An 18,682-nucleotide genomic window follows, 5' to 3' on the forward strand; every position below is an offset into this window, starting at 1 on the left:
CGCCCGCCTCGGCGTCGACGTCCACCCGGTCTACCGCGAACCTAACGTCAGGGGCTTCAAGTCATCCCGAGGCGGTGACGATCGAGCAGAGTATCGGGTGGCTCATGCGCCACCGCAGACTTGCCCGCGACTACGAGAGACACCCGCGCCGCTCCGAAGCCATGGTCCGCCTCGCGATGATCAATCTCATGACCCGCCGCCTCACCGGCGAAGCCACCCTCGACTGGCGCGGCACCTGGCCCGGGATCAAATGCCGGCCACCGGACCAAACGCTCAGGGAGTGCTTGCTATATGTACAACATTGAACCGGTGGGTTTGTTTCCTAACGCGGCCGAGACGGTGATTGGCTCAAGTTTCCCTCAACTCTGTTTCATTCCCAACGATCTTGAGGCTAGTGTCATGCCTGACCGGAGGGCGTCATTCCTGACCAGAACCGTCCTTCAAGAAAAAACGAATCGGGGATATTCGAATATGAAGCGCGCTATATCCACTCTGCTGTCCGCAACCCTGCTCGGTGGTGCTTTGTTCGTCGGTGTCGGAACTGCATCCGCCGACACGGGCCCGCGGACCGCCGCTGTAAGTGCGGCACCGCCGATCGCGATGGTCGACCCCATCGGTGAGCAGCGCTCAATGTGTACCGTCTACAAGAGCAAGAACGCTTGCAAGTCCCTCTTGATGACGAAGAAGATGAAGAAGGCAGTGAAAGACTGCCTGGTCAAGGCCGGTATCGGTGGGGCAGCTGCGCTCATCGTCGGCCGGTTCGTCAGCAAGGATCTCGCTAGCGACATCGCCAAGAAGACCATCGTCGCAGGATCTGCAGGCTGCCTCGCAGCGCTTGCTTAAGAAGGCTGGTACACCGTGATAGCCAAGATCATTGTCACCCTCGTGTGGGCGGCCTGCCTCATCCTGCTGAACAGGGCACTCGTCGATATCACCTGGGCGCAGTACGTTGCCACATTCGTGATGGCCGGTATTTACAGCCTCGTGCTGAGCAAAATGACCAGCACTGGCAGCCGCATCCAGCACGAAGGCTGACACAAACTCGATAAACCCTGGCTTCAGGCAACTGGGGGTTGCGGCGAGAATTCACTGCAACCCCTGGCAGGAACCTCGGACAATGAGCATTGAATGTTTCCCTTGTTTCGAGTCTGTCCGAGGATCTCGGACAGACTCGAAACACGTGGTGGGCGCTGCCGACGGAACCGACCAAGGGCTCCGAGCGCGGGCCGTGACGGAGCGAACGGGCAGCGTACGCGGTGCTGATCACGCGGCCAATCGCTCAGTGACAGCGAAGAGGGGACCCAGCGCAGGTTCTGTGCTGGGTCCCCTCTTCTCGTGCAGGCCCGCCCCGCCTCACCCCCGCGAGGGCAGGACGAGCCCGGTCCATCAGGCCGTCAGGGCGGGAGCCTGAGGCGGGGTGGGGAGCACCTTGGACAGGAGCTTCGCCACGGCGATAACGGTGCGGTCGGAGAGGTAGGGGCCGACGATCTGGATGGCGAGCGGACGGCCGTCGCTGGTCTGGCCGGTAGGCATCACCACAGCCGGCAGACCGACGGGGGACGCAAGGTTGACCCAGCTCGTCTGGTCGAAGAAGCCGCGCTTCTCGCCGTCCACAGTGATGTATCGGTCCTGCAAGGGCACAGAGGTCTGGTCGAGGACGGCGGCGGTCGGCGCAGCCGGGGTGATCAGCACATCGTGCTCGGCGAAGTAGTCGGCCCACTGCGCGCGCAGCTTCTGCCGGTCCTCGTCGGCGCGCGCCCAGTCGCGGTGCCGCATGGTGCGGGACTTCAGGTAGCGCGCGGACGGCGCGTCATCAGCGACGGACTCGGCGGCCTTCACCTCTTCGGCGAACGCCTCGTCGGTTGCCGTAGCCGCAGAAGTGGCGTACATCAGCCGCTCGAACAATGTGTTGCTCGCGGCGAAGTCCACGGGGCGCGTGGCGTTGTCGACGTGGGCGCCGGAGGTGCGCAGTGCGTTGGCCACCTGGCCCATCAGATTGCGCGTTGAGGCGTCCACGCGGCAGAAATCATCGTCGGCCCACAGGCCCACCCGGTACTGGCCAAGTCGAGCCTTCGTCGGGGCGGGCAGGTCGATCTTCCAGGCGTCGGCATCGGCGCCGGCCGGGGCGGCGAGGACATCCAAGAGCAGGTCGAGGTCATCGGCGTCTCGCGCGATCGGGCCGAGGGTGAGCATGTCGCTGGAGGTGAGCCAGCCAGGCGGCCGGGGGATGTGTCCGCGGGTGGGGATGATCGGTGAGGCGCCGCGTGAGGTGCGCAGGGCGAACACACCGCAGTACGCGGCGGGCAGCCTTAGTGACCCGGCGAGGTCCGAGCCGACTTCCAGGGCGCTGAGGCCGGTAGCGACGGCGACGGACGGGCCGCCTGAGGAACCACCAGCGGTGTGCGCCGGTGAGTGAGGGTTGTTCGTCCCACCGAAGATCGGGTTTGCCGTCTGGATGTCCTGGCACATCGCCGGCACGTTTGTCTTGCCGATGATGATGGCCCCGGCTTGGCGGAGCAGGGCCACGATGTCGGCGTCCGTGCTGGGGATGTGGTCGCTGAGGTCGGGGGAGCCGCACGTGGTGCGCATCCCTTTGGTCTCCAGGGAGTCCTTGATGGTGATGGGCAGGCCGTGCAGCGGACCCATAGTGCGGCCGGTCCTTGCGAGGTATGCATCGGCCTTGTCGGCGGCGGCGCGGGCGGCGTCAGCGTCGAGGGTTACGACGGCGTTGAGGCCGGGGTTGACCTTGGCGTGGTGGGTGAGGACCTGGTCCAGGAGGTCGCGGGCGGTGATGGTGCCGCGCCGCAGGGCGGAGAGCTGGGCGCGCGCGGTGGATCGGTACGGGGCGGTGCTGTTCATGGCGTCCTTGGTTGCTGCGGCTGTGGTTGCCGCGAAGGCCGTCTTCGGCAGAATGACGGCGCCCGCCGTGGTAGCGGCTGCGGCGAGGAGTGTTCTGCGGTTCAAGTGCGGACTCCAGGCGCGCAGTCGGCCTCTGATTTCGGCGCCGGTGCCGTGAAGTAGCGGGCGACTCGGACGAGGTGACGGAGGTCCTTCTGCGGGGTCGGGGTGTTCAAGGCCGCGTCAGCGTAGGAGGCCGGTTTGCTTACCGGCCCGTGCTGGCGCTGGAGGAGTGCGGCACGGATCTGGTCGGCGGTAACGGCGGCGGCCTGGTCCTTGCTCGACCGCCACCAGGTGGCGCGGCCGGTCTCGGCAAGAGCACGTGCATCGGGAGAAAGGTAGGGGCGCAGTTCGATCTGGGCGTCTCGGATCTCGACGACGTGCCGGTACAGGTCGAATGACACGTCGCGGGAGCCCTTGGCAGGCTCGACGAAGACGATGCTCGGCTCCGCAGCCGAGACGGCCTGCCAGAGCTGTTCGAGCTGCTGGTACTGCTGGCGCTCACGGCGTCCGTGGCGGGCGCCCAACAGGCGCGCGGCCACGATGGGCATGAAGTAGCCGATCTGGGTCAGGGTCGCTCCGACGTCGCCGCAGATCCAGGCGTAGGGCTCGGCGGGCCGCACGCTGAAACCGAACTCGGCCCCGAGGATGGCGCACAGGCGGATGCCGCTGTAGCCGAGGGTGATGACGGCGCCGACGGCGATCAAGCGCAGACCGCGGCTGATCCACGGGTCCGCGATCTCACCGGCGTACTTCCAGCACACACGGGCGAGGTAGATCTCGGCTGCCGTGTACGTGCACATGTAGAGCAGCAGGTACGCCTGGAACGCCGGGTCGTGCGCGTAGTACAGGGTGAAGTCAGTGGGGCGCTGTGAGACGGGCGTCAGCAGCACGAACAGCGCTGCCATCATCACGATGACCGAGAGCGCGCCGGCCATCAGCCGCTTCGCGCGGCGCGCAGCCTGCTCAGGCTCCTTCGTCCAGAACGCGAGGACGCTGGCCTGGAGGCCGAAGACGAGCATGACGCAGCCTTGCGCCAAGGGCACGGCGATGTTGGGCACGCCGAACACGCCGTCGATGCGTACCCACACCCAGGTCAGGGAGATGGCGTAGCTCAGTGCGGAGAAGAGGTACGTGAAGGCAAGCGCGACCAGTGCAGGGTCGCGCTGCTGGGGCTTGCGCCAGGCCGTGCGCAGGTCGCGTAGGAGTAGGAGGAAGCCGGAACCCGCGATGATCAAGCACAGCGGGTGAAGTATGTCTTTCATGTTTCCGTCTGGTCAGTCGTCGCGCCGCAAGAGCGTGCGCGTGATGCGGTCAGCCGACTCGCTCTGTGATGCGGGGCGGCTGGTGATGACGTGCGCCTGGAGGAAGGAGCCGACGGCTTCCGCCTCCCGCTCGATCGTCTCGGCGTAGTTCGTCCGGCCGAGCACGGTGGCCCACAGGTCCATCTCGACGTCGCCGAGAATGATCCCGTCCTGGGAGGCCGGGTCCACACGGCTGCCGCTATGGCCCATGAGGAGGTGACCGAACTCGTGGGCAATGATGTGATCTTGATGGGCGGGGCTGGTGTCAGGGTCGTACCTGACGTAGTGCACCCCGCCGCTCTTGACCACCATGCCGCAGGGGGTATCCCCGTCGGCAGCGCTGCCAGCCGCGATCTCGATGGGCTCACCGATCAGGGTCTCGATGTAGCCGCGCAGGTCGCGCACACTCGACACACGGGGGAGATCCAGGGACTGAACGAAGCTGCGGCTCTCGTCGAGAACAGGGTCCACCGGTATCGAAGGCTCAGCCTTGCCGGTGCGGCGTGAGCGGCGGCGCCTCATGGATCGCTCCTCGTGCTGGTGGTCAGGTTTTCCTCTGACTGGTGTCGGTTTCGTCCGATGGCTCGGCTGGTAGACCTTCGAGCCGTCGGACCTGTTCGATCATCGCGGCGGCGGCGGAGAGTCCTTGGTCGGATAGGCCGACCGCCCGCATGGCGATGCTGGTCACGCGAGCGTCCTGCAAGCGTTTCAGCGTGCTTGCGGTCACTCCCTGCTGGTTCATCCGGGCCAGCTCATCCAACTGTGCGACGAGAGCTTCGGGGGCGGCTCCTTCGCTCATCCGCTTCGTGAAGCTGACGAGCTGCCGTTGCAGCTGCTCCGGGGTCGCACCGTTCCCTTTGAACCCGTTGAGGCGAGCGATCAGGCGGTTGATGACCTGAGCCGTAGCGCGGCTCGACCAGTAGTCCTCCGGCACACCGAACAATGCCGCGAGTGCATCCATGTGCTTCTTGGTCGGGTTGTCGGCCCGGCCGGTGCGCAACTGCCACATGTAGGTATTGGAGAAGCTAGGCAACCCCTGCTTCTCCAGCATCTTTACGACCGTCGGGTTGGTGAACGGCCCCCGTGGGTCGTTGGAACACAAAAAATCAAGACGCTCCGCGAAGCTGCCCACATCGGGCTCCTCCTGCGGAGTCTGCGTCCCGTGGTCATGGGTCACGGTGGCGCTCCCTCCCTCCATTCATTTGAGTTGACCTAGATGAGCGTGTCGGTCAACCATCCGCTTAGAATGTTAACTCAGGTTGCTCGACCGGCTGGAGCTGGGTCGCTCGCGCGCCGCGAGCGGGGGCTCCCTGCCTGCAACAGCAGGAGCCGTCGAACTAGTACTCGAACATGGCTCAAGTGACGGGATTCCCAAACGTGACCCTTTCTCCCACTGAACGACGCCTGCAGACCCTGCCGTCGACGATGTGGCAGCACCTCACGATGGACCGCGACATCACCTTCACCATCGGCCCAGAGACGAAGCCGATCGACGCCATGAAGCGGGCCGCGGCGTTCGTCCGGCGGACGCTGCCCATGCTCCTGAAGGGCGAGCAGAGCGCCGGTGTCCTCAGCCAAGACGTCTTGGCGGTGGTCACTGAACTCGTCGACATCACCGCTCGGCACCGGTGCGGCACTGACGTCCTTGGGCGAGTCGTTTTTTTGACGGCGCGCACGTCACCGTGTCGGTGGGGGAGATGAACGGAATCCTGCCCGCGCCAGAAGACGAGCCTGGCCTGTACCTCGTGCACCGCCTTGCCGATGACCTCGGGCAGCACCCTGGTGACGCGGGCGGCTATGTCGCCTGGGCGTCCGTACCGATTCGCCCGGAGACCCGATAGCACCTCGCACCTTGTCGGCGCACCTGCTCACGCGAGCGGTTGCCCCTGCCGTTGCAGGCGTTCCTCCGCGTGGGACAGCCTCATTCAGCTGTCGGGGCAGTGGTAGTCAGTAGTGAAGTCTGGGGGGAAGGGTCTGAAGTCCCACGTGCCGATGGTGCGTCTGTCCCAGTGCACGACTCCACCGAGGTCAGGCCGGACACGTACACCCCGGTCACGAACCTCTTTATCCTCCTGGGGGTGTGCTGCCAGGCGAAAATGTCAAGGCGGGCAGCGCCAGGGAAGTCCATGGCGGGGACAAAGAGCTGGATGCTGTGGCCCGCACGTACGGCTTGTAGGAGGTGGCCGCCGACCGGTGGCGACCCGCCGGACGCATCGTCACCAGCAGGTCGGCAACCTCGATGCCGCTGCGGGCGTGGAACTCGTAGAACGTGCTGACGGCGGCGAGCTTGCGGTTCACGCTGGACGCCGTGCAGTGGTGCTCGACCGTCGGCAGCACCGCCACCGTCCCGTTCCGGGCCAGTGGCGGCAGGCGCAGTCAGGCCACGAAGGCAGCCACGACCTCCAGGTCCACCAACTTCCAGTCCAGACCGCGGCCGTCGAGGTAACTCCACCAGTCCTTCAGGTCGTGGGTGTACGCCTTGACCGTGTTCGGCGACCGCTCGATCGCCGTCAAGTAGGCCAGGAACGACTCCACCGGACCGACCGGCCGCAGATCATCCCCCAACAGCGTCCACGACTCCGTCGCCGACCCGGGTGCCAGCACCCTCTGTACGCGCATCGCGCCTCCAACCCCTCCGTGATGGACAACGGCAGATAACCGCATCCACCAAGGGAGTTGGGGGACTTTCCACGTGCTTCACGCACATGAACGACACGCTCGCGCGGGCTCAAGGTAACGGCCCGGTACTTTTTTGCCGCATCGCGCCCCGTCGACTGCGCGGGCGCTCCGGCCGCGGCGTGCACGCTCTGGGTATCGAGCACCACCAGGCTCGGGTCCGCCTTCCGACGCGCCATTTCCCGCACCTGCCAGCGCAGCAGGTCGTGAATGGTCTGGTCGATGCCGTCGTCACGCCAGGTGTAGAAGTAGTACTTCACCGCGCCGGGTGGCGGAAAGTCGTGTGGGAGCAGCTCCCACTGGCAACCCGTCCGACCCTGGTAGAGCAGCGCGTTGACGATCTCCCGCATCCCGTACCGGCCCTGATGGCCGCTGACCGAGGGATGCGCGGCCTTCCACGCGGCGATCACAGGCTCGACCAGCGCCCGCTGCTCGTCGCTCACGTCGGTCTTGTAGGGCTTGCGCTCGCTCACGGTGCCCAGCCCAACATGCCTATGGCCGCCGACCGGCCGGGATGCCGCACCGCCACACGTTCAGGTGACGACAAAACTCCTATGCACTCTCATTCCGCCCTCTGAGGCCCAGGTCACGCCCTTGTGCCAGGCCATGGCGACACCGGTGGTCAGCTGGACCGGCAGGAAGACCGCCGCGGTGAGCAGCCCGAAGCGGCGGCCGGCCTGCTGGGTGAAGCCGCTTCGGGCCTCCGGGGTGAGCATGCGCCGTGCCAGCGGCAGGACCACGAGTGACAGTGCCAGTTGTCCGCCGACCCACAGGGCCGCGCCGGTGACGTGGGCGAAGCGTACGAAGGCCCATCCGTCCACGCCGTTCACTGCCCCACTCGTACGGTGCCGTGGGCGCCGGATTCGGCGTGCCGCATGTCGTGGTCGACGAAGGGGTAGTTCCCGGCACCCGGGAAGCGGGTTTCCACGAATCCGCCCTGGGCCGGGGCCAGATCGAGCGCCTGGGCGCCGCCGCGGTCCGGATTGTCGGGGCGCAGCAGGTAGGCGCCTTCCTTGTAGACGGTGTCGAAGACGGTGCCGACCAGGTGGAAGGCGATGCCGTCGCTGGGACCGGCGGCGATGATCCAGAAGCGGGCTCGTTCTCCGGCGCGGGCGGTGAGGGGAGCCTTCGCGTACTGGGCGGCGATGCCGTTGAACACCCAGGCGTCGGGGCGGGCGTTGTTCATCTTGGCCACCTGGCCGCTGCTCCCGGGTTTGCCGAGGTACAGCTGGGAGCTGACGAGTACGTACTCGCGGTCGACGGGGGGCAGATCGGGCGGGTCGATGATGACGGCCCCGAACATGCCGTTGCCCATGTGCTGGAGCATGGGGGCGGTGCTGCAGTGGTACAGCCAGGCCCCGGCGTGTTCGGCGCGGAAGCGGTAGACGAGTTCTTCGCCCTGTTCGATGGTGCGCATGGGGCGGTCGGGTGCCAGGGCTCCGGCGTGGAAGTCGATGCCGTGTCCCATGCGGGTGTCGTTGACGAGGGTGATCTCGAAGGTGTCGCCGACCTTGCCGCGCAGGACGGGTCCGGGCGCGGTGCCGCCGAAGGTCCACATGCGCTGGCGTACTCCGGGTGCGACTTCGATGTCTTTCTCGACCGCGTTCAGGCGTACTTTGTGGACGCGCTCCGGGCTTGCGGGCGCGAGGGTGGCGGGGCGGGGTTTCCATCCTCGGGTGAAGTCGGCGCCGAGGTTCAGCTGGGCGCCGGGCGTGCCGGGAGCCGCGGTGTGGCCGTCGTGGCCGCCAGTGGCGGGGGCTGCGGCCGTATCGGTCTTCTGGACCATGATGCGCATGCTCATGCCCGCGGCGCGGTGGCCGGGCACGGTGCACCACGCGTCGCGGTCGGCGGTGACCGTGCCCACGTCCAGGCGGGCCTCGGCGTGGTGGCCGAGCAGGGGTGTGCCCGGCCCGTCCTGGACGCGCAGGTCGTGCCGCATGCTGTCCTTGTTGGTGACCTCGAGCACCAGTCGTGTACCGGCGGGGACCGTGATGGTTGCCGGGCTGACGCGCATCGCGGAGAGCGTTACTTCGACGGTGCGTGTCCCGGTAGCGGCCGTGTCGGCTGTCCCGCCCCGGGCCGGCGGCGTGCTGCCCGGCGTCATGGCCAGGACGACTGCGATGACGGTGATCAGGACACCGGCCGCGCCGCCGAGCAGGGGTGCCCCGCCCGGGAGGGTGCGCGGATTCGGCTTGTCGCTGGTGGAGCGCTGTTTGTACAGGACACCGACGCACAGCACGGCGAACGACGCCACGGAGGCGCCGGCCAGCAGCCATCCGACAAGGGCGGCCGGGTGGGGCAGGGACAGTACGAGCAGTGGCACGGCGATATTGAGGGCAGCCAGGCGGGCGGGCCATGCCCGGTCGAGTCCCGCCTGGACGGTGGCGCGGCCGGCCGGTCCTTTGCCCAGGACGACGGGCAGGAGGTGAGTCATCGCTCCGATGAGCACTTGGGCCACCGTGCCGACCAGGAGCAGCCACGTCACCGGTTCCAGGTCGGTGTGCAGATGGTGCAGGGTGCGGGTGCTCACCAGTACCAGGTCGGCCAGGACCGCGACGATGAACCAGCCGGTCGCCGTGGCGAGCATGAGGGCGGCCGGGGAGCGGGGGGCGCGGCGCCGTGCCGTGGTGACGAACAGGACGGCCGCGTCGATCAGACCGGCGGCGTAGAGAGCCAGTCCGGCCGCGGCCGGCAGTGGCGTACCTGCCAGCAGGCCGGCGGTGATCAGTGCCAGTCCGGCCAGCAGGAGTCCCAGGGTCCGTCGGGCCACCCGTACGGTGCGGTCCTCCATGCGCAGGCGCAGCACGGTGGGCCACAGCATGAACAGGGTTCCGATGACCGGCAGTCCGACCCAGCCGAGGAGGTTGACGTGGATGTGGGCGAGCATGATCTCGGTGTGCCGGCCGGCGCCCCATCCGGTGGCCAGCAGCCCGCCGAGTACGGCTCCCACGGCCAGGGCGAGTGCGGCGGCCTTGTAGTAGTGGGTGATCAGGGTCAGCCTGCCGCCGAGCGCGCGGCGGCCCATGCGCACCAGGGCCGTCAGATGCGCGAGGACGGCGGCCGTGAACGCGGCAGCCCCGGCACCTGTCAGAACGGGGATGTCAGCGGCTATGCCACCGAGTACCGCGAGGATGGCGAGGTTGAGCCCGGCCAGGCGGGTGTTGCTCCACCGGACGTCGGGTTCGGGGGCGTGGAGGAGGGCGACAGTGAAGTGCTCGCTCCATACGACGATGGCGTTGGTGACCGCCCCGAGCAGGAACATGTGCAGGGTCAGCCACCGTGCGGGAGGGAAGCTCTGGCCGACAGCGGCGGTCAGCAGCGCGGCCGCGAGCCAGCCGACGACGACAAGGTGCCGGCGCGCGTGGCTCGAACGGAGACTCGAACCGTCACCGGGCCGGTGCGGTGCGGTGGATCCGGTCGGGGAAGAGAGGGTGACCACGCGTGCTCCTTGGGAGTCCCACTTCTCGACGGGGACGTTATGGGCCTGATTCTCACCGCGGGTGACTGTCCTGGCGGGTTGGCATTGGTCCCGGTGACAGGGCTCTTCGGCCCTTTGGGGGCGGGTCTTCCGGACCCGGCCGGACGGTGAAGCATCCTCCCGTTGGCCGTGTCGCCCCGATACGCTCCGGCCGGGGCGCCGTGCGCGGCGTCCGGATGGAGGCCGGTCAGGGGCAGGGTGCCGCTGTGAAGCACCCTGCCCCTGACCGGCCCTGCGCGGGCCGGCCCGGGACCTTCGGTGCCTGCCGGGTCAGCGGTGGGTTAGCTGCAGCCGCCAGGCCTCGGGGCCGCGTTCGGCGTAACTCACCGAGAAAACGCCGGGGTTGCGGTCCTCGATCTGTCCGAGCAGAGGCAGCGGGTCGTGCGGCGCGACCAGCATCATGGCACCGCCCGAGGAGATGGCTTCGAGGGCGCCGAAGACTGTGGCGTGACGCAGGGCGTGCGGCACCTCGCGAACGTCGAGGACGGGGATGTCCTCGTCGTCGGCGTCTCCGCAGGCGCAGGTGCCTCCGCACCCGCCGCCCTCGCTGTCGGCGCCCTCCGCGACCGCCTCGTCGTGCGCCGGAGCACCGAGCAACTCATGCATGCCGTTCAGCAGTTCGGCCAGTGAGACATTGCGGGCCGAGGCGAGCAGCGGGAGTACGAGGGTGTTCTCCTTCCACAGGTGCTCCTCGAAGAGCACCTGCAGGGCGCGGGCTTCGGCTGCCGCGTGGACGGCGGAGGGAGCGGTGCGCATCGCCTCGACGAGTGCGTGGATGCGGCGGTGCTCGGCCAGCATGCCGTCGACGAGCAGCCGTGCCTCGTCGGTGCGACGGGCCGTGGGATAGAGGGCGGCCTCCTCGGCCGAAGCGTGCGGGAGGAGTTCACGGTCGCAGAAGGCGACCAGGCCGACGCGGATGTCGTCGGCTGTGCCCGGGCTGCGGTCGGCGGAGTCGAGCAGCATCGTGACGCGGCCGGCCAGTTCTCCGGCCAAGTGGGCGTGGTGTGCCTCGACAGCTTCGACTGCTGCGGCGTCCTCGGAAGTCGAGGCCAAAGTGAGACGGTTCATGGGTGTCTCCAGCGATTCGCGGCCGGGCAGACCCGCCCGGGCCGATACTCGCAATATACTACGGACATGTCCGTGGAAAATGATGGTCCCCTTCCCGGTGACGGGCCGGCCAGCCGACCGGCCCTCTCCCGGCAGCGCCGGACGGTTCTGCAGCACCTGCGGGGCCGGCCGCGTCCTGTGACGGCCACCGCGCTCACTGACCTGTGCGGATTGCACGTCAACACCGTCCGGGAACATCTGGATGCGCTGGTGGACGCCGGTCTGGCGGTGCGTGAGCGCGCCCCTGCCGCCGGGCGCGGGCGCCCGGCCTGGCTCTATCGCGCCGTGCCGCCGCAAGCGTCGGCCGCCCGCGACTACGCCGGGCTGGCAGCCGTGCTGGCCGGGCAGATCGCCCGGTTCAGCACCGATCCGCAGCGCGACGCGCTGGCTGCAGGGCAGGAGTGGGGGCGTGCCCTGGTCGCCGGACAGGAACCGGCGACCAGCGCGCGGGAGGCGCGCGGGCGGATGCTGGCCCTTCTGGGCGACATCGGCTTCGCCCCGGAGTCCGACGACGAGGGGCTCGGCGCACGGCTTCCGCAGTGCCCCTTCATCGAGGTCGCCCGCGAGTACCCAGGCGTGATCTGCGGGGTCCACGCCGGGCTGGTCACCGCTGCTACGGCCGCCCTGGGAGGCGAGGCGGAGCGGGTGGCCCTGCATCCGTTCGCGGAGCCGGGCGCCTGCCTGCTGCGGTTCGACGCCGGTCCGCAGGAAGGTTTCCCCAGGACCGGCCGTCCCGAGTCCGCGGGAGCGGACAGCGGCCGGGCAGGGGACGGCCCGGCAGACGGGCGCGAGGGGCACGCGCCCGTCGGAGATCGTCGGTGACCGCGCCCGGTGGTCTCCGCCCGCAGCGCCGGACCCGTCGAGGGCTGCTCATGCTGCCTGCCGCGTTCGCCCTGCTGTCCGGCCTCGACGCGGCACTGATGCTGCTCGGCCTGCCCAGCCCGGTGACGGCCCGGCGGCTGCCCGAGGTCCACGGGGCGCTGCTGGTGCTCGGCTTCGCAGGGACGCTGGTGGCACTGGAGCGGGCCGTCGCCCTGCGCAGCAGATGGGCCTACCTCTCGCCCGCCCTGCTGGGCGCCGGCGCAGTCCTGCTGGTGACCCCCCTCCCAAAGCGCGCCGGGCAACTGCTGTTCGTCGGGGGCACCGCCGTCCTTCTGGCGCTCTACGCGCGCTTCTGGCGCCGCCAGCGGAGCGCTGCCCTCCTCACCCAGGCCGCGGGAGCGGTGGCCGCGCTCGGCGCAGCGCTGCTGTGGCTGGGAGGGATGGACATACCCCTGCTCCTTCCATGGTTTGCCGGCTTCTTGGTGCTGACCATCGCCGGGGAGCGCCTGGAGCTGTCCCGTGTCACGGTTGTGAGCCCGCGTGCGGAACACGTGTTCCTGGGCTGTGCGGGTGCCCTCCTGGCCGGCGCGGCCACCACACTGCTGTGGCCCGCGGCCGGCAGTCTGCTGCTCGGGGCGGCGGTGCTCGCGCTCGTCGGCTGGCTCGCCGAGCACGATGTCGCCCGCCGGCTGCTGCGCTCCTCGGGACAGTCCCGTTTCACCGCCGCCTGCCTGCTCGCCGGATACGCCTGGCTGGCGCTTGCCGGAGTGTTGTGGCTCGTCATCGGGCCGATCACCGGCGGCCGGTACTACGACGCCCTGGTGCACGCTGTCTTCCTGGGGTTCGTCATGTCGATGATCATGGCGCACGCACCGGTGATCCTTCCCGCGGTGCTGCGCCGCCCCCTGCCGTATCACCCCTTGCTGGCGCTTCCGGCCTGGCTGCTGCACACCTCGCTGGCCTTGCGTGTGCTCATCGGTGACCTGCGGGACATCGAGTGGGCGTGGCGTCTGGGCGGCGCGTTGAACATAGCGGCCGTGCTCTGGTTCGTCATCGCGGCGGCGAGCCTGTCCGCGGCCGCCTCGCGCCGCCCGAGCGGCGGCACCGCGGCAGGCAGGGCAGTCCGCAAGGCGCCGGCGCCGTGAGAGAACCGTCCCGCCCGGGCGAAGGACGGGCACCGTTCGGTGAGCGGCGGCTGTCAGGGCGCTGTGCGGTACGGGAGACCGTGCACGCACTGCCGCAGGGCGCCGGAGTGGTCGTGGTGTTCGCGCGCCGCCGGCCTGTGGCGTCCCGTCAGCCTCCTCGCCACAACCGCGATGTCGAAGACGTCGGCCCGGTCGGCTTCCTTGGCCGGGGTGAGGAGGCCGAGGAGCAGGGTGCCCAGGCCCGTCCGGTCAGGACCATCGCAGTGGACCGGTTGCGCGGCTCCGACATCGGCATCGACCGCCGCGGCGGCCCGCAGCGCGGCCGCCGATCCCCACGGCCCCGGCCGCCTCCGAGCAGCGAAACCGTGCGGCTCCGGTTGATTGCGCCGGCCCCGTCAACGGGGCGCCGCCACCGGCCCGGCAGGACTCTCACGGGCCGGCCGGCCCACACGGCAGGGCCGAACGGCACTGCCCGACGTGCTGTCACGAACCTTAGATTGCAAGCAAGTCAGGTTAGCCTAACCACAGTACGAAAAGGGCAGGGCGCATGGTGCTCGGGGAGTGTCCGGCAGGTTCGCACGTTGTGCTGCGAGGGGTCGAGACACATCGGCGTGACAGGCTGCGGATGGCGGAGCTGGGCTTCGTCGTTGGCGCGCGTCTTCATGTGATCAGCCGTGATGTCACCGGCCGGATCGTCGTCGCGGTGAACGAGACCCGGCTGGGCCTGGACGGCGCGACCGGCTCGGCGCTCGTCGTGGAAGCGGAACCGAAATGGTGAGGACATCCGGCGTCCGCGGCGCGCCCCAGGCGCGGCGGACGCCGCAGTCCACCGCGTCGTGCTGCTCGCCGGCACAGAAGAAGCTTCCGGCGGACGGTCCCACATCCTTCAGGATCGCTCTGGTGGGCAATCCCAACGTCGGTAAGTCGACCCTCTTCAACGCCCTGACCGGGGCACGTCGGCGTACCGGCAACTGGCCCGGCACCACGGTCGAAGTGGCGAGCGGCTCATGGTCCGCCGCCGGCACCGTCATGGAGGTCCTCGATCTCCCCGGTACGTACAGTCTGACGCCGCGATCGCCGGACGAGGCCCTGGTGCGCGACGTGCTGGACCACCGGGCCGATCCGCAGGCCCCCGACCTGGTGGTCGCCGTGCTGGACGCGGCGAACCTGGCCCGCAACCTGTATCTGCTGGCCCAGGTGCTGGACACCGGGGTGCGGGTCGTCGTCGCCCTGACCATGCTCGACCTGGCACGCGCGCGCGGCCGCACGGTGGACGAGGAGGAGCTGTCCCGGGTCCTTGGTACCCCGGTCGTCGCGGTCGGCTCGCGATCGCGCGACGGCCTGGACCCGCTCGCCACCGAGATCCGACGCGCCCTTCATGCGCCTCCACCACTTCCGCCCCGGCTGAGCGAGCCCGTGGAGGCCGCCGTCGAGGAGCTGATCTCACGCCTCACGGCCGAACCGGCCACCTGCGATCACAACGTCGCCGGGGTCCCCGCTCGCCGGCTTGCCCTGCACCTGCTCACCGGCAGCGACAGTGACCCGGTCAAGGACACCGCGCCGCCCCCGGCCACTACCGTCACCGACGCGCTCGAGCACCATCTGGACCGCCTGCGGGCCGACATCGTCGCTCCGGGCGAGCCGCCCGGGGAAACCGGTCCGGACGAGGACCTCGACCTCGAGACGCTGCTCGCCGAGCAGCGGTACGCATGGGTGCGGCGCGTCATGGCCTCCTGTGTGCGGGACGCCGCGGAGTCCACACGTACGCTCTCGGACCGCCTGGACCGGTTCGCCACCTCCACCTGGCTGGGCATGCCGCTGTTCCTGGCCGTCATGTGGGGTGTGTTCACCGCCACGACCACACTGTCGGCCCCACTGCAGGGCGCCCTGACCGCACTGTTCGACGGGCCGGTCTCGGACGGGGTGCGCCACCTGCTGGCTGCTGGCCGGCTGGACGGCACATGGTGCGCCCGGTTCCTCCTGGGAGGGCTGATCCCCGGCGTCGGAGCGGTACTGGCCTTCGTGCCCCTCATGGCCATCATGTTCGTGCTGCTGGCGTTGCTCGAGGGCTCCGGCTATCTGGCACGGGCGGCCTTCGTCGCGGACCGGATGCTTCGTCTGATCGGACTGCCCGGCCGAGCTTTCCTGCCGCTCATCGTGGGCTTCGGCTGCAATGTTCCCGCCGTCGCCGCCACCCGGGTGCTCTCCGACGCACGCCACCGGTTGATGACCGGCCTGCTGGTCCCCTTCGTCACCTGCAGTGCCCGTCTGACCGTCTACCTGATGCTGGCCGACGTGTTCTTCCAGCGTCATGCGGGCACTGTCGTCTTCGCCATGTATGTGCTGTCCATCGTGCTGGTCGTCGTCGTCGGGCTGGCACTGCGCCACACACTCTTTCGCCACCAGCCCCGCGAAGCGATGATCCTCGAACTGCCGCCCTACCGGCTGCCGACTGTGAGGGTCGTCGCCGCGCAGTCCTGGCAGCGGCTCGCCGGCTTCCTGCGCACCGCCGCGGGCATCATCGTCGCCGCCACTGCCGCGGTGTGGCTGCTCACGGCGATTCCCGCGCAGGACGGCTCCTTTGCCGAGGTGCCGGTCTCCGAGAGCTTGTACGGCAAAGCCGGCGAAGCCGTCTCGGTTGTCTTCGAGCCCGCCGGATTCGGCGACTGGCACGCCACCGGTGCGCTGATCACCGGGTTCGTCGCCAAGGAAGCGGTGGTCTCCACCTTCGCCCAGAGCTACAGCACGGACGAACCGGACGATGTACGGCAAGCCGGTGATCTGGGCGCACGTCTGAAGGAAACGTTCGATGGCGCCTCCGGTGGGCACCCCCTGCCGGCGGTCCTGGCGTTCATGGTCTTCCTGCTGGCCTATACGCCGTGCGTGGCGACCGTGGCCGCCCAACGGGTTGAATTCGGCACCCGCTGGGCGGTGCTGGGGACGGTGGGCCAGCTCGCGATCGCCTACGTCCTTGCCGTCGCCGTGTTCCAGATCGGAAGTCTGCTGTCGTGAACCCCTTGCGTGACGTCCTCGCCGCGGTCGAGACAGCCCCTGCGGGCAGCACCCTCGCGGGTATCGCCCGTGATCTCGGGATCAGCCGGGACGAGGTCGAGGCCATCGTGGAGTACTGGGCCGGCCGCGGCCGGCTGCGGGTCAGCGCGATGGCTCCGTGCCCGCCGACGGGATGCTCCGGCTGCCGTCTGCGCTCCGCGGACAGCGGTTGTCCATCCGGTACCGGCGACGCCCCCGCTTCTTCGGTTCCGGCCCTCTCCGTCACAACCCCCGGAGCGGTGATCACCATTTCCGCCCGCCCGACGGGCCGGCATCGCACCTGACGCCGGATCAAGCGGGTCACCGGGCACCGGTGTGGGGTCTTCGATGACCGGACGACGGCCGCGCTGCGAGGCGGTCGCGGTCTCGCGGGACGGTCCACAGCCTCGGAGGTGCGGCTCCCGCTGCCCGCTGCCCAGGGGCACGTACACGGGCCGGATCAGCCGGCCCGGCGCACGCGCCGGGTCCTGCGGCGGCGCACCGCCGAGCGGCGTCGAGGGACGCGTCGAGAACCGGAAGCGTCCCGTCCGAGCATCCGAGCATCGGAGCGCGGACGCGAGGACCTGCGACGCTCCGTGCCCCGGGCCAAGGAATCGCGGGGGAGCCCGGCCCGGAGGCCGGGCTCCCCCGCGTACGTCGAGGGCGGTCCGTCGTCCCCGCCACCCGTGGTGACAGGTGGCAGGTGTCAGGGACGCGGCGCCAGTGGTGAGGCGTCGACCGAGCCGGGGCGCCCGGGGCGGTCAGCCGATGGCGATGTCGGCGCGGGCACGGTCAGCAGATCTGCCAGCTCGCTCTGGTACGGGAAGGATCCGGGCTCGTAGCCGCACCACGGCTCTTCGGCGTAGGGGTCTCCGGTGACGGCGTAGGCGCGGGAGCGCGAACCCCCGCATACGCGGCGGAACTCGCAGCGGCCGCACCGGCCGCCGAGACGCTCGGGATCGCGCAGCCCTGTGAAGAGTTCGGATTCGCGGTAGATCTCGGTCAGCGGCCGGGTGCGCACGTTCTCCGCGCCGAGAGGGAGGAAGCCGCTGGGATGCACGGTCCCGGTGTGGGACACGAAGACGAAGCCGCGGCCGGCGTTGACGTCCAGCGGCGGACGGCGGGCCCGGCGCTGCCCGTCGTTCAGGCCCAGCTCCTGCGAGCGCTGACGCAGCTGGAGGTAGAGCGGTCCGAGGCCCAGTGTCTCGACATGGTCCTCGCCCTTCGCGGTCAGCACCGCGCGCTGCAGGGCGACCCGGCGGAAGTGGTGCGCCTCGGTGGTCTTGGCCGGCAGCGACAGACCGACGTCGTAGACGAAGTTGAGCACGTCCTCCGTCTCCTGGGCGCTGAGCGAGGCCAGTTGGCGGCCCCGACCGGTGGGCACGAGGAAGAACGCGCTCCACAGCATGACCCCGTGTTCGCGCACCAGGGCGGCGATCTCCGGCAGGTCGTGGAGGTTGTGCCGGGTGACGGTGGTGTTGATCTGCACCCTCATACCCAGTCGGCGGGCGGTGTCCCACGCGTCCAGGGTCCACCGGTAGACGCCCTTGACGCCGCGGAAGCCGTCATGGAGTTCGGCGGTGGATCCGTCGAGGCTGAGGGAGAGGCCCGCTGCCCCCGCCTCGTGCACGGCACGAAGGTTGTCCGCCGTGAGGGTGGGGGTCCCAGAGGGGGACACCGCGACGCGTACGCCGGCCAGTGTGCCGTAGGCGATCAGTTCCAGCAGGTCGGGGCGCTGGAAGGGATCGCCGCCGGTGATCACGAAGAGGGGGGCGGGACGGCCGAAGGCGGCGATCTGGTCGATCAGATCCTTGGCTGCCCGGGTGTCCAGCTCGCGGGGGTCACGGTCGGGGACCGCATGGGCCCGGCAATGCAAACAGGCCAGTGGACAGGCCCGAGTCGATTCCCAGATGACGATGAAGGGCTTTTCCCCCACGTCCTGGTGTTGCCGGCGGACCGGTCGGGCGCCGCTCATCGGGGACGGGGAAAGCGCTGGGCCGCCCGCCTGACGGGGGCCGCGGGAGGGGTGGAGCAGCGGCAACCGGCCGCGGCCGCGTGCCTGGAGGGCGGCGGACACGGGGCGGGGCAGCCACTCGCGTACCAGGAGCGGTCGTACATGATCAGTACCTCCGAGTCGGTCACCCACAGCATGCGGTGGCGAAGGCGCGCATCGCGTGGGTCGGCCAGCACTCGGAGCAGGGCCATTGGTCCCTCCCGGCCGA

General features: G+C 69.4%; 19 protein-coding genes and 1 pseudogene. 9 read left to right on the forward strand and 11 right to left on the reverse strand.

The genetic code is table 11. The features are described 5' to 3' along the window. Positions 1 to 74 precede the first annotated feature (74 nt). From ABCR94_RS18585 to ABCR94_RS18595, 3 genes are read left to right on the forward strand one after another with little or no spacing between them, the layout of a single operon-like run. The gene (locus tag ABCR94_RS18585; RefSeq protein WP_347120477.1) at positions 75 to 305 is read left to right on the forward strand and encodes a hypothetical protein; all 231 of its coding nucleotides are present in this window, start codon (positions 75 to 77) and stop codon (positions 303 to 305) included. Beyond that, positions 292 to 843 carry a hypothetical protein gene (locus ABCR94_RS18590; RefSeq protein ID WP_347120478.1) on the forward strand — a complete coding sequence of 184 codons (552 nt, stop codon included), beginning with the start codon at positions 292 to 294 and terminating at the stop codon, positions 841 to 843. Before ABCR94_RS18585 ends, ABCR94_RS18590 begins: the two co-directional genes overlap by 14 nt. A 15-nt stretch (positions 844 to 858) precedes the next feature. Continuing rightward, on the forward strand, positions 859 to 1,035 hold the full coding sequence (locus ABCR94_RS18595) for a hypothetical protein (protein WP_347120480.1): 177 nt from the start codon (positions 859 to 861) through the stop codon (positions 1,033 to 1,035). A gap of 351 nt (positions 1,036 to 1,386) precedes the next feature. Here the strand turns inward: ABCR94_RS18595 and ABCR94_RS18600 are convergent, their stop codons facing one another. From ABCR94_RS18600 to ABCR94_RS18615, 4 genes are read right to left on the reverse strand one after another with little or no spacing between them, the layout of a single operon-like run. After that, positions 1,387 to 2,964: an amidase family protein gene (locus tag ABCR94_RS18600; RefSeq protein WP_347120481.1), complete on the reverse strand. Its 1,578-nt coding sequence runs from the start codon at positions 2,962 to 2,964 to the stop codon at positions 1,387 to 1,389. Then, positions 2,961 to 4,163, reverse strand: coding sequence for an MAB_1171c family putative transporter (locus tag ABCR94_RS18605; protein WP_347120482.1), 1,203 nt, complete (start codon positions 4,161 to 4,163; stop codon positions 2,961 to 2,963). The genes ABCR94_RS18600 and ABCR94_RS18605 overlap by 4 nt, the downstream gene beginning before the upstream one ends. A 12-nt stretch (positions 4,164 to 4,175) precedes the next feature. After that, on the reverse strand, positions 4,176 to 4,724 hold the full coding sequence (locus ABCR94_RS18610; RefSeq protein WP_347120484.1) for a hypothetical protein: 549 nt from the start codon (positions 4,722 to 4,724) through the stop codon (positions 4,176 to 4,178). 22 nt (positions 4,725 to 4,746) lie between these two features. Next, complete coding sequence (locus ABCR94_RS18615) at positions 4,747 to 5,379, reverse strand: hypothetical protein (RefSeq protein WP_347120485.1); 633 nt, start codon at positions 5,377 to 5,379, stop codon at positions 4,747 to 4,749. Between the two features lie 266 nt (positions 5,380 to 5,645). Between ABCR94_RS18615 and ABCR94_RS18620 the strand changes: the two genes are divergently transcribed. After that, positions 5,646 to 5,903: a hypothetical protein gene (locus tag ABCR94_RS18620; RefSeq protein ID WP_347120486.1), complete on the forward strand. Its 258-nt coding sequence runs from the start codon at positions 5,646 to 5,648 to the stop codon at positions 5,901 to 5,903. 363 nt (positions 5,904 to 6,266) lie between these two features. On the opposite strand, the gene ABCR94_RS18625 is transcribed toward ABCR94_RS18620, so the two are convergent. From ABCR94_RS18625 to ABCR94_RS18650, 6 genes and pseudogenes are all read right to left on the reverse strand, one after another. Then, positions 6,267 to 6,545, reverse strand: coding sequence for a hypothetical protein (locus ABCR94_RS18625; RefSeq protein ID WP_347120488.1), 279 nt, complete (start codon positions 6,543 to 6,545; stop codon positions 6,267 to 6,269). 33 nt (positions 6,546 to 6,578) lie between these two features. Next, positions 6,579 to 6,737 (reverse strand): site-specific integrase, encoded by a 159-nt coding sequence (locus ABCR94_RS18630; RefSeq protein WP_347120490.1) that lies wholly within the window; start codon positions 6,735 to 6,737, stop codon positions 6,579 to 6,581. Between the two features lie 212 nt (positions 6,738 to 6,949). Next, a pseudogene (locus tag ABCR94_RS18635) lies at positions 6,950 to 7,351 on the reverse strand (transposase); the annotation flags it as partial. 60 nt (positions 7,352 to 7,411) lie between these two features. After that, the gene (locus ABCR94_RS18640) at positions 7,412 to 7,708 is read right to left on the reverse strand and encodes a hypothetical protein (RefSeq protein ID WP_347120492.1); all 297 of its coding nucleotides are present in this window, start codon (positions 7,706 to 7,708) and stop codon (positions 7,412 to 7,414) included. Then, positions 7,705 to 10,317, reverse strand: a complete 2,613-nt coding sequence (locus tag ABCR94_RS18645) for a multicopper oxidase domain-containing protein (protein WP_347120493.1) — start codon at positions 10,315 to 10,317, stop codon at positions 7,705 to 7,707. Before ABCR94_RS18645 ends, ABCR94_RS18640 begins: the two co-directional genes overlap by 4 nt. 309 nt (positions 10,318 to 10,626) lie before the next feature. Next, the gene (locus ABCR94_RS18650; protein ID WP_347120495.1) at positions 10,627 to 11,424 is read right to left on the reverse strand and encodes a DUF2249 domain-containing protein; all 798 of its coding nucleotides are present in this window, start codon (positions 11,422 to 11,424) and stop codon (positions 10,627 to 10,629) included. A gap of 66 nt (positions 11,425 to 11,490) precedes the next feature. On the opposite strand from ABCR94_RS18650, the gene ABCR94_RS18655 reads away from it, so the two are divergent. The 5 genes from ABCR94_RS18655 (at position 11,491) to ABCR94_RS18675 (ending at position 16,765) form a co-directional block, all read left to right on the forward strand. Then, a complete protein-coding gene (locus ABCR94_RS18655) occupies positions 11,491 to 12,285 on the forward strand; it encodes a helix-turn-helix transcriptional regulator (RefSeq protein WP_347120497.1) in 795 nt (264 codons plus the stop codon). After that, a complete protein-coding gene (locus ABCR94_RS18660; RefSeq protein WP_347120498.1) occupies positions 12,282 to 13,430 on the forward strand; it encodes a DUF8744 domain-containing protein in 1,149 nt (382 codons plus the stop codon). The genes ABCR94_RS18655 and ABCR94_RS18660 overlap by 4 nt, the downstream gene beginning before the upstream one ends. A 547-nt stretch (positions 13,431 to 13,977) precedes the next feature. Beyond that, positions 13,978 to 14,208 carry a FeoA family protein gene (locus ABCR94_RS18665; RefSeq protein ID WP_347120500.1) on the forward strand — a complete coding sequence of 77 codons (231 nt, stop codon included), beginning with the start codon at positions 13,978 to 13,980 and terminating at the stop codon, positions 14,206 to 14,208. Beyond that, entirely contained in the window at positions 14,202 to 16,442 is a 2,241-nt protein-coding gene (gene feoB / locus ABCR94_RS18670) for a ferrous iron transport protein B (RefSeq protein WP_347120502.1), read from the forward strand. Before ABCR94_RS18665 ends, feoB begins: the two co-directional genes overlap by 7 nt. Beyond that, positions 16,439 to 16,765, forward strand: a complete 327-nt coding sequence (locus ABCR94_RS18675) for a FeoC-like transcriptional regulator (RefSeq protein WP_347120504.1) — start codon at positions 16,439 to 16,441, stop codon at positions 16,763 to 16,765. Before feoB ends, ABCR94_RS18675 begins: the two co-directional genes overlap by 4 nt. Positions 16,766 to 17,166: 401 nt before the next feature. On the opposite strand, the gene ABCR94_RS18680 is transcribed toward ABCR94_RS18675, so the two are convergent. After that, positions 17,167 to 18,435 (reverse strand): TIGR04053 family radical SAM/SPASM domain-containing protein, encoded by a 1,269-nt coding sequence (locus ABCR94_RS18680; RefSeq protein WP_347120506.1) that lies wholly within the window; start codon positions 18,433 to 18,435, stop codon positions 17,167 to 17,169. Between the last annotated feature and the right edge of the window lie 247 nt (positions 18,436 to 18,682).

The sequence above is a fragment of the Streptomyces changchenzhani genome, assembly GCF_039766235.1.
GTDB lineage: Bacteria > Actinomycetota > Actinomycetes > Streptomycetales > Streptomycetaceae > Streptomyces.

Excerpts from the sequence above, each read along its gene's own strand:
- ABCR94_RS18605 (WP_347120482.1), bottom strand. The coding sequence starts at position 4,163 with ATGAAAGACATACTTCACCCGCTGTGCTTGATCATCGCGGGTTCCGGC.
- ABCR94_RS18650 (WP_347120495.1), bottom strand. The coding sequence starts at position 11,424 with ATGAACCGTCTCACTTTGGCCTCGACTTCCGAGGACGCCGCAGCAGTC.
- ABCR94_RS18620 (WP_347120486.1), top strand. The coding sequence starts at position 5,646 with ATGGACCGCGACATCACCTTCACCATCGGCCCAGAGACGAAGCCGATC.
- ABCR94_RS18610 (WP_347120484.1), bottom strand. The coding sequence starts at position 4,724 with ATGAGGCGCCGCCGCTCACGCCGCACCGGCAAGGCTGAGCCTTCGATA.
- ABCR94_RS18655 (WP_347120497.1), top strand. The coding sequence starts at position 11,491 with ATGTCCGTGGAAAATGATGGTCCCCTTCCCGGTGACGGGCCGGCCAGC.
- ABCR94_RS18590 (WP_347120478.1), top strand. The coding sequence starts at position 292 with ATGTACAACATTGAACCGGTGGGTTTGTTTCCTAACGCGGCCGAGACG.
- feoB (WP_347120502.1), top strand. The coding sequence starts at position 14,202 with ATGGTGAGGACATCCGGCGTCCGCGGCGCGCCCCAGGCGCGGCGGACG.
- ABCR94_RS18665 (WP_347120500.1), top strand. The coding sequence starts at position 13,978 with ATGGTGCTCGGGGAGTGTCCGGCAGGTTCGCACGTTGTGCTGCGAGGG.
- ABCR94_RS18680 (WP_347120506.1), bottom strand. The coding sequence starts at position 18,435 with ATGAGCGGCGCCCGACCGGTCCGCCGGCAACACCAGGACGTGGGGGAA.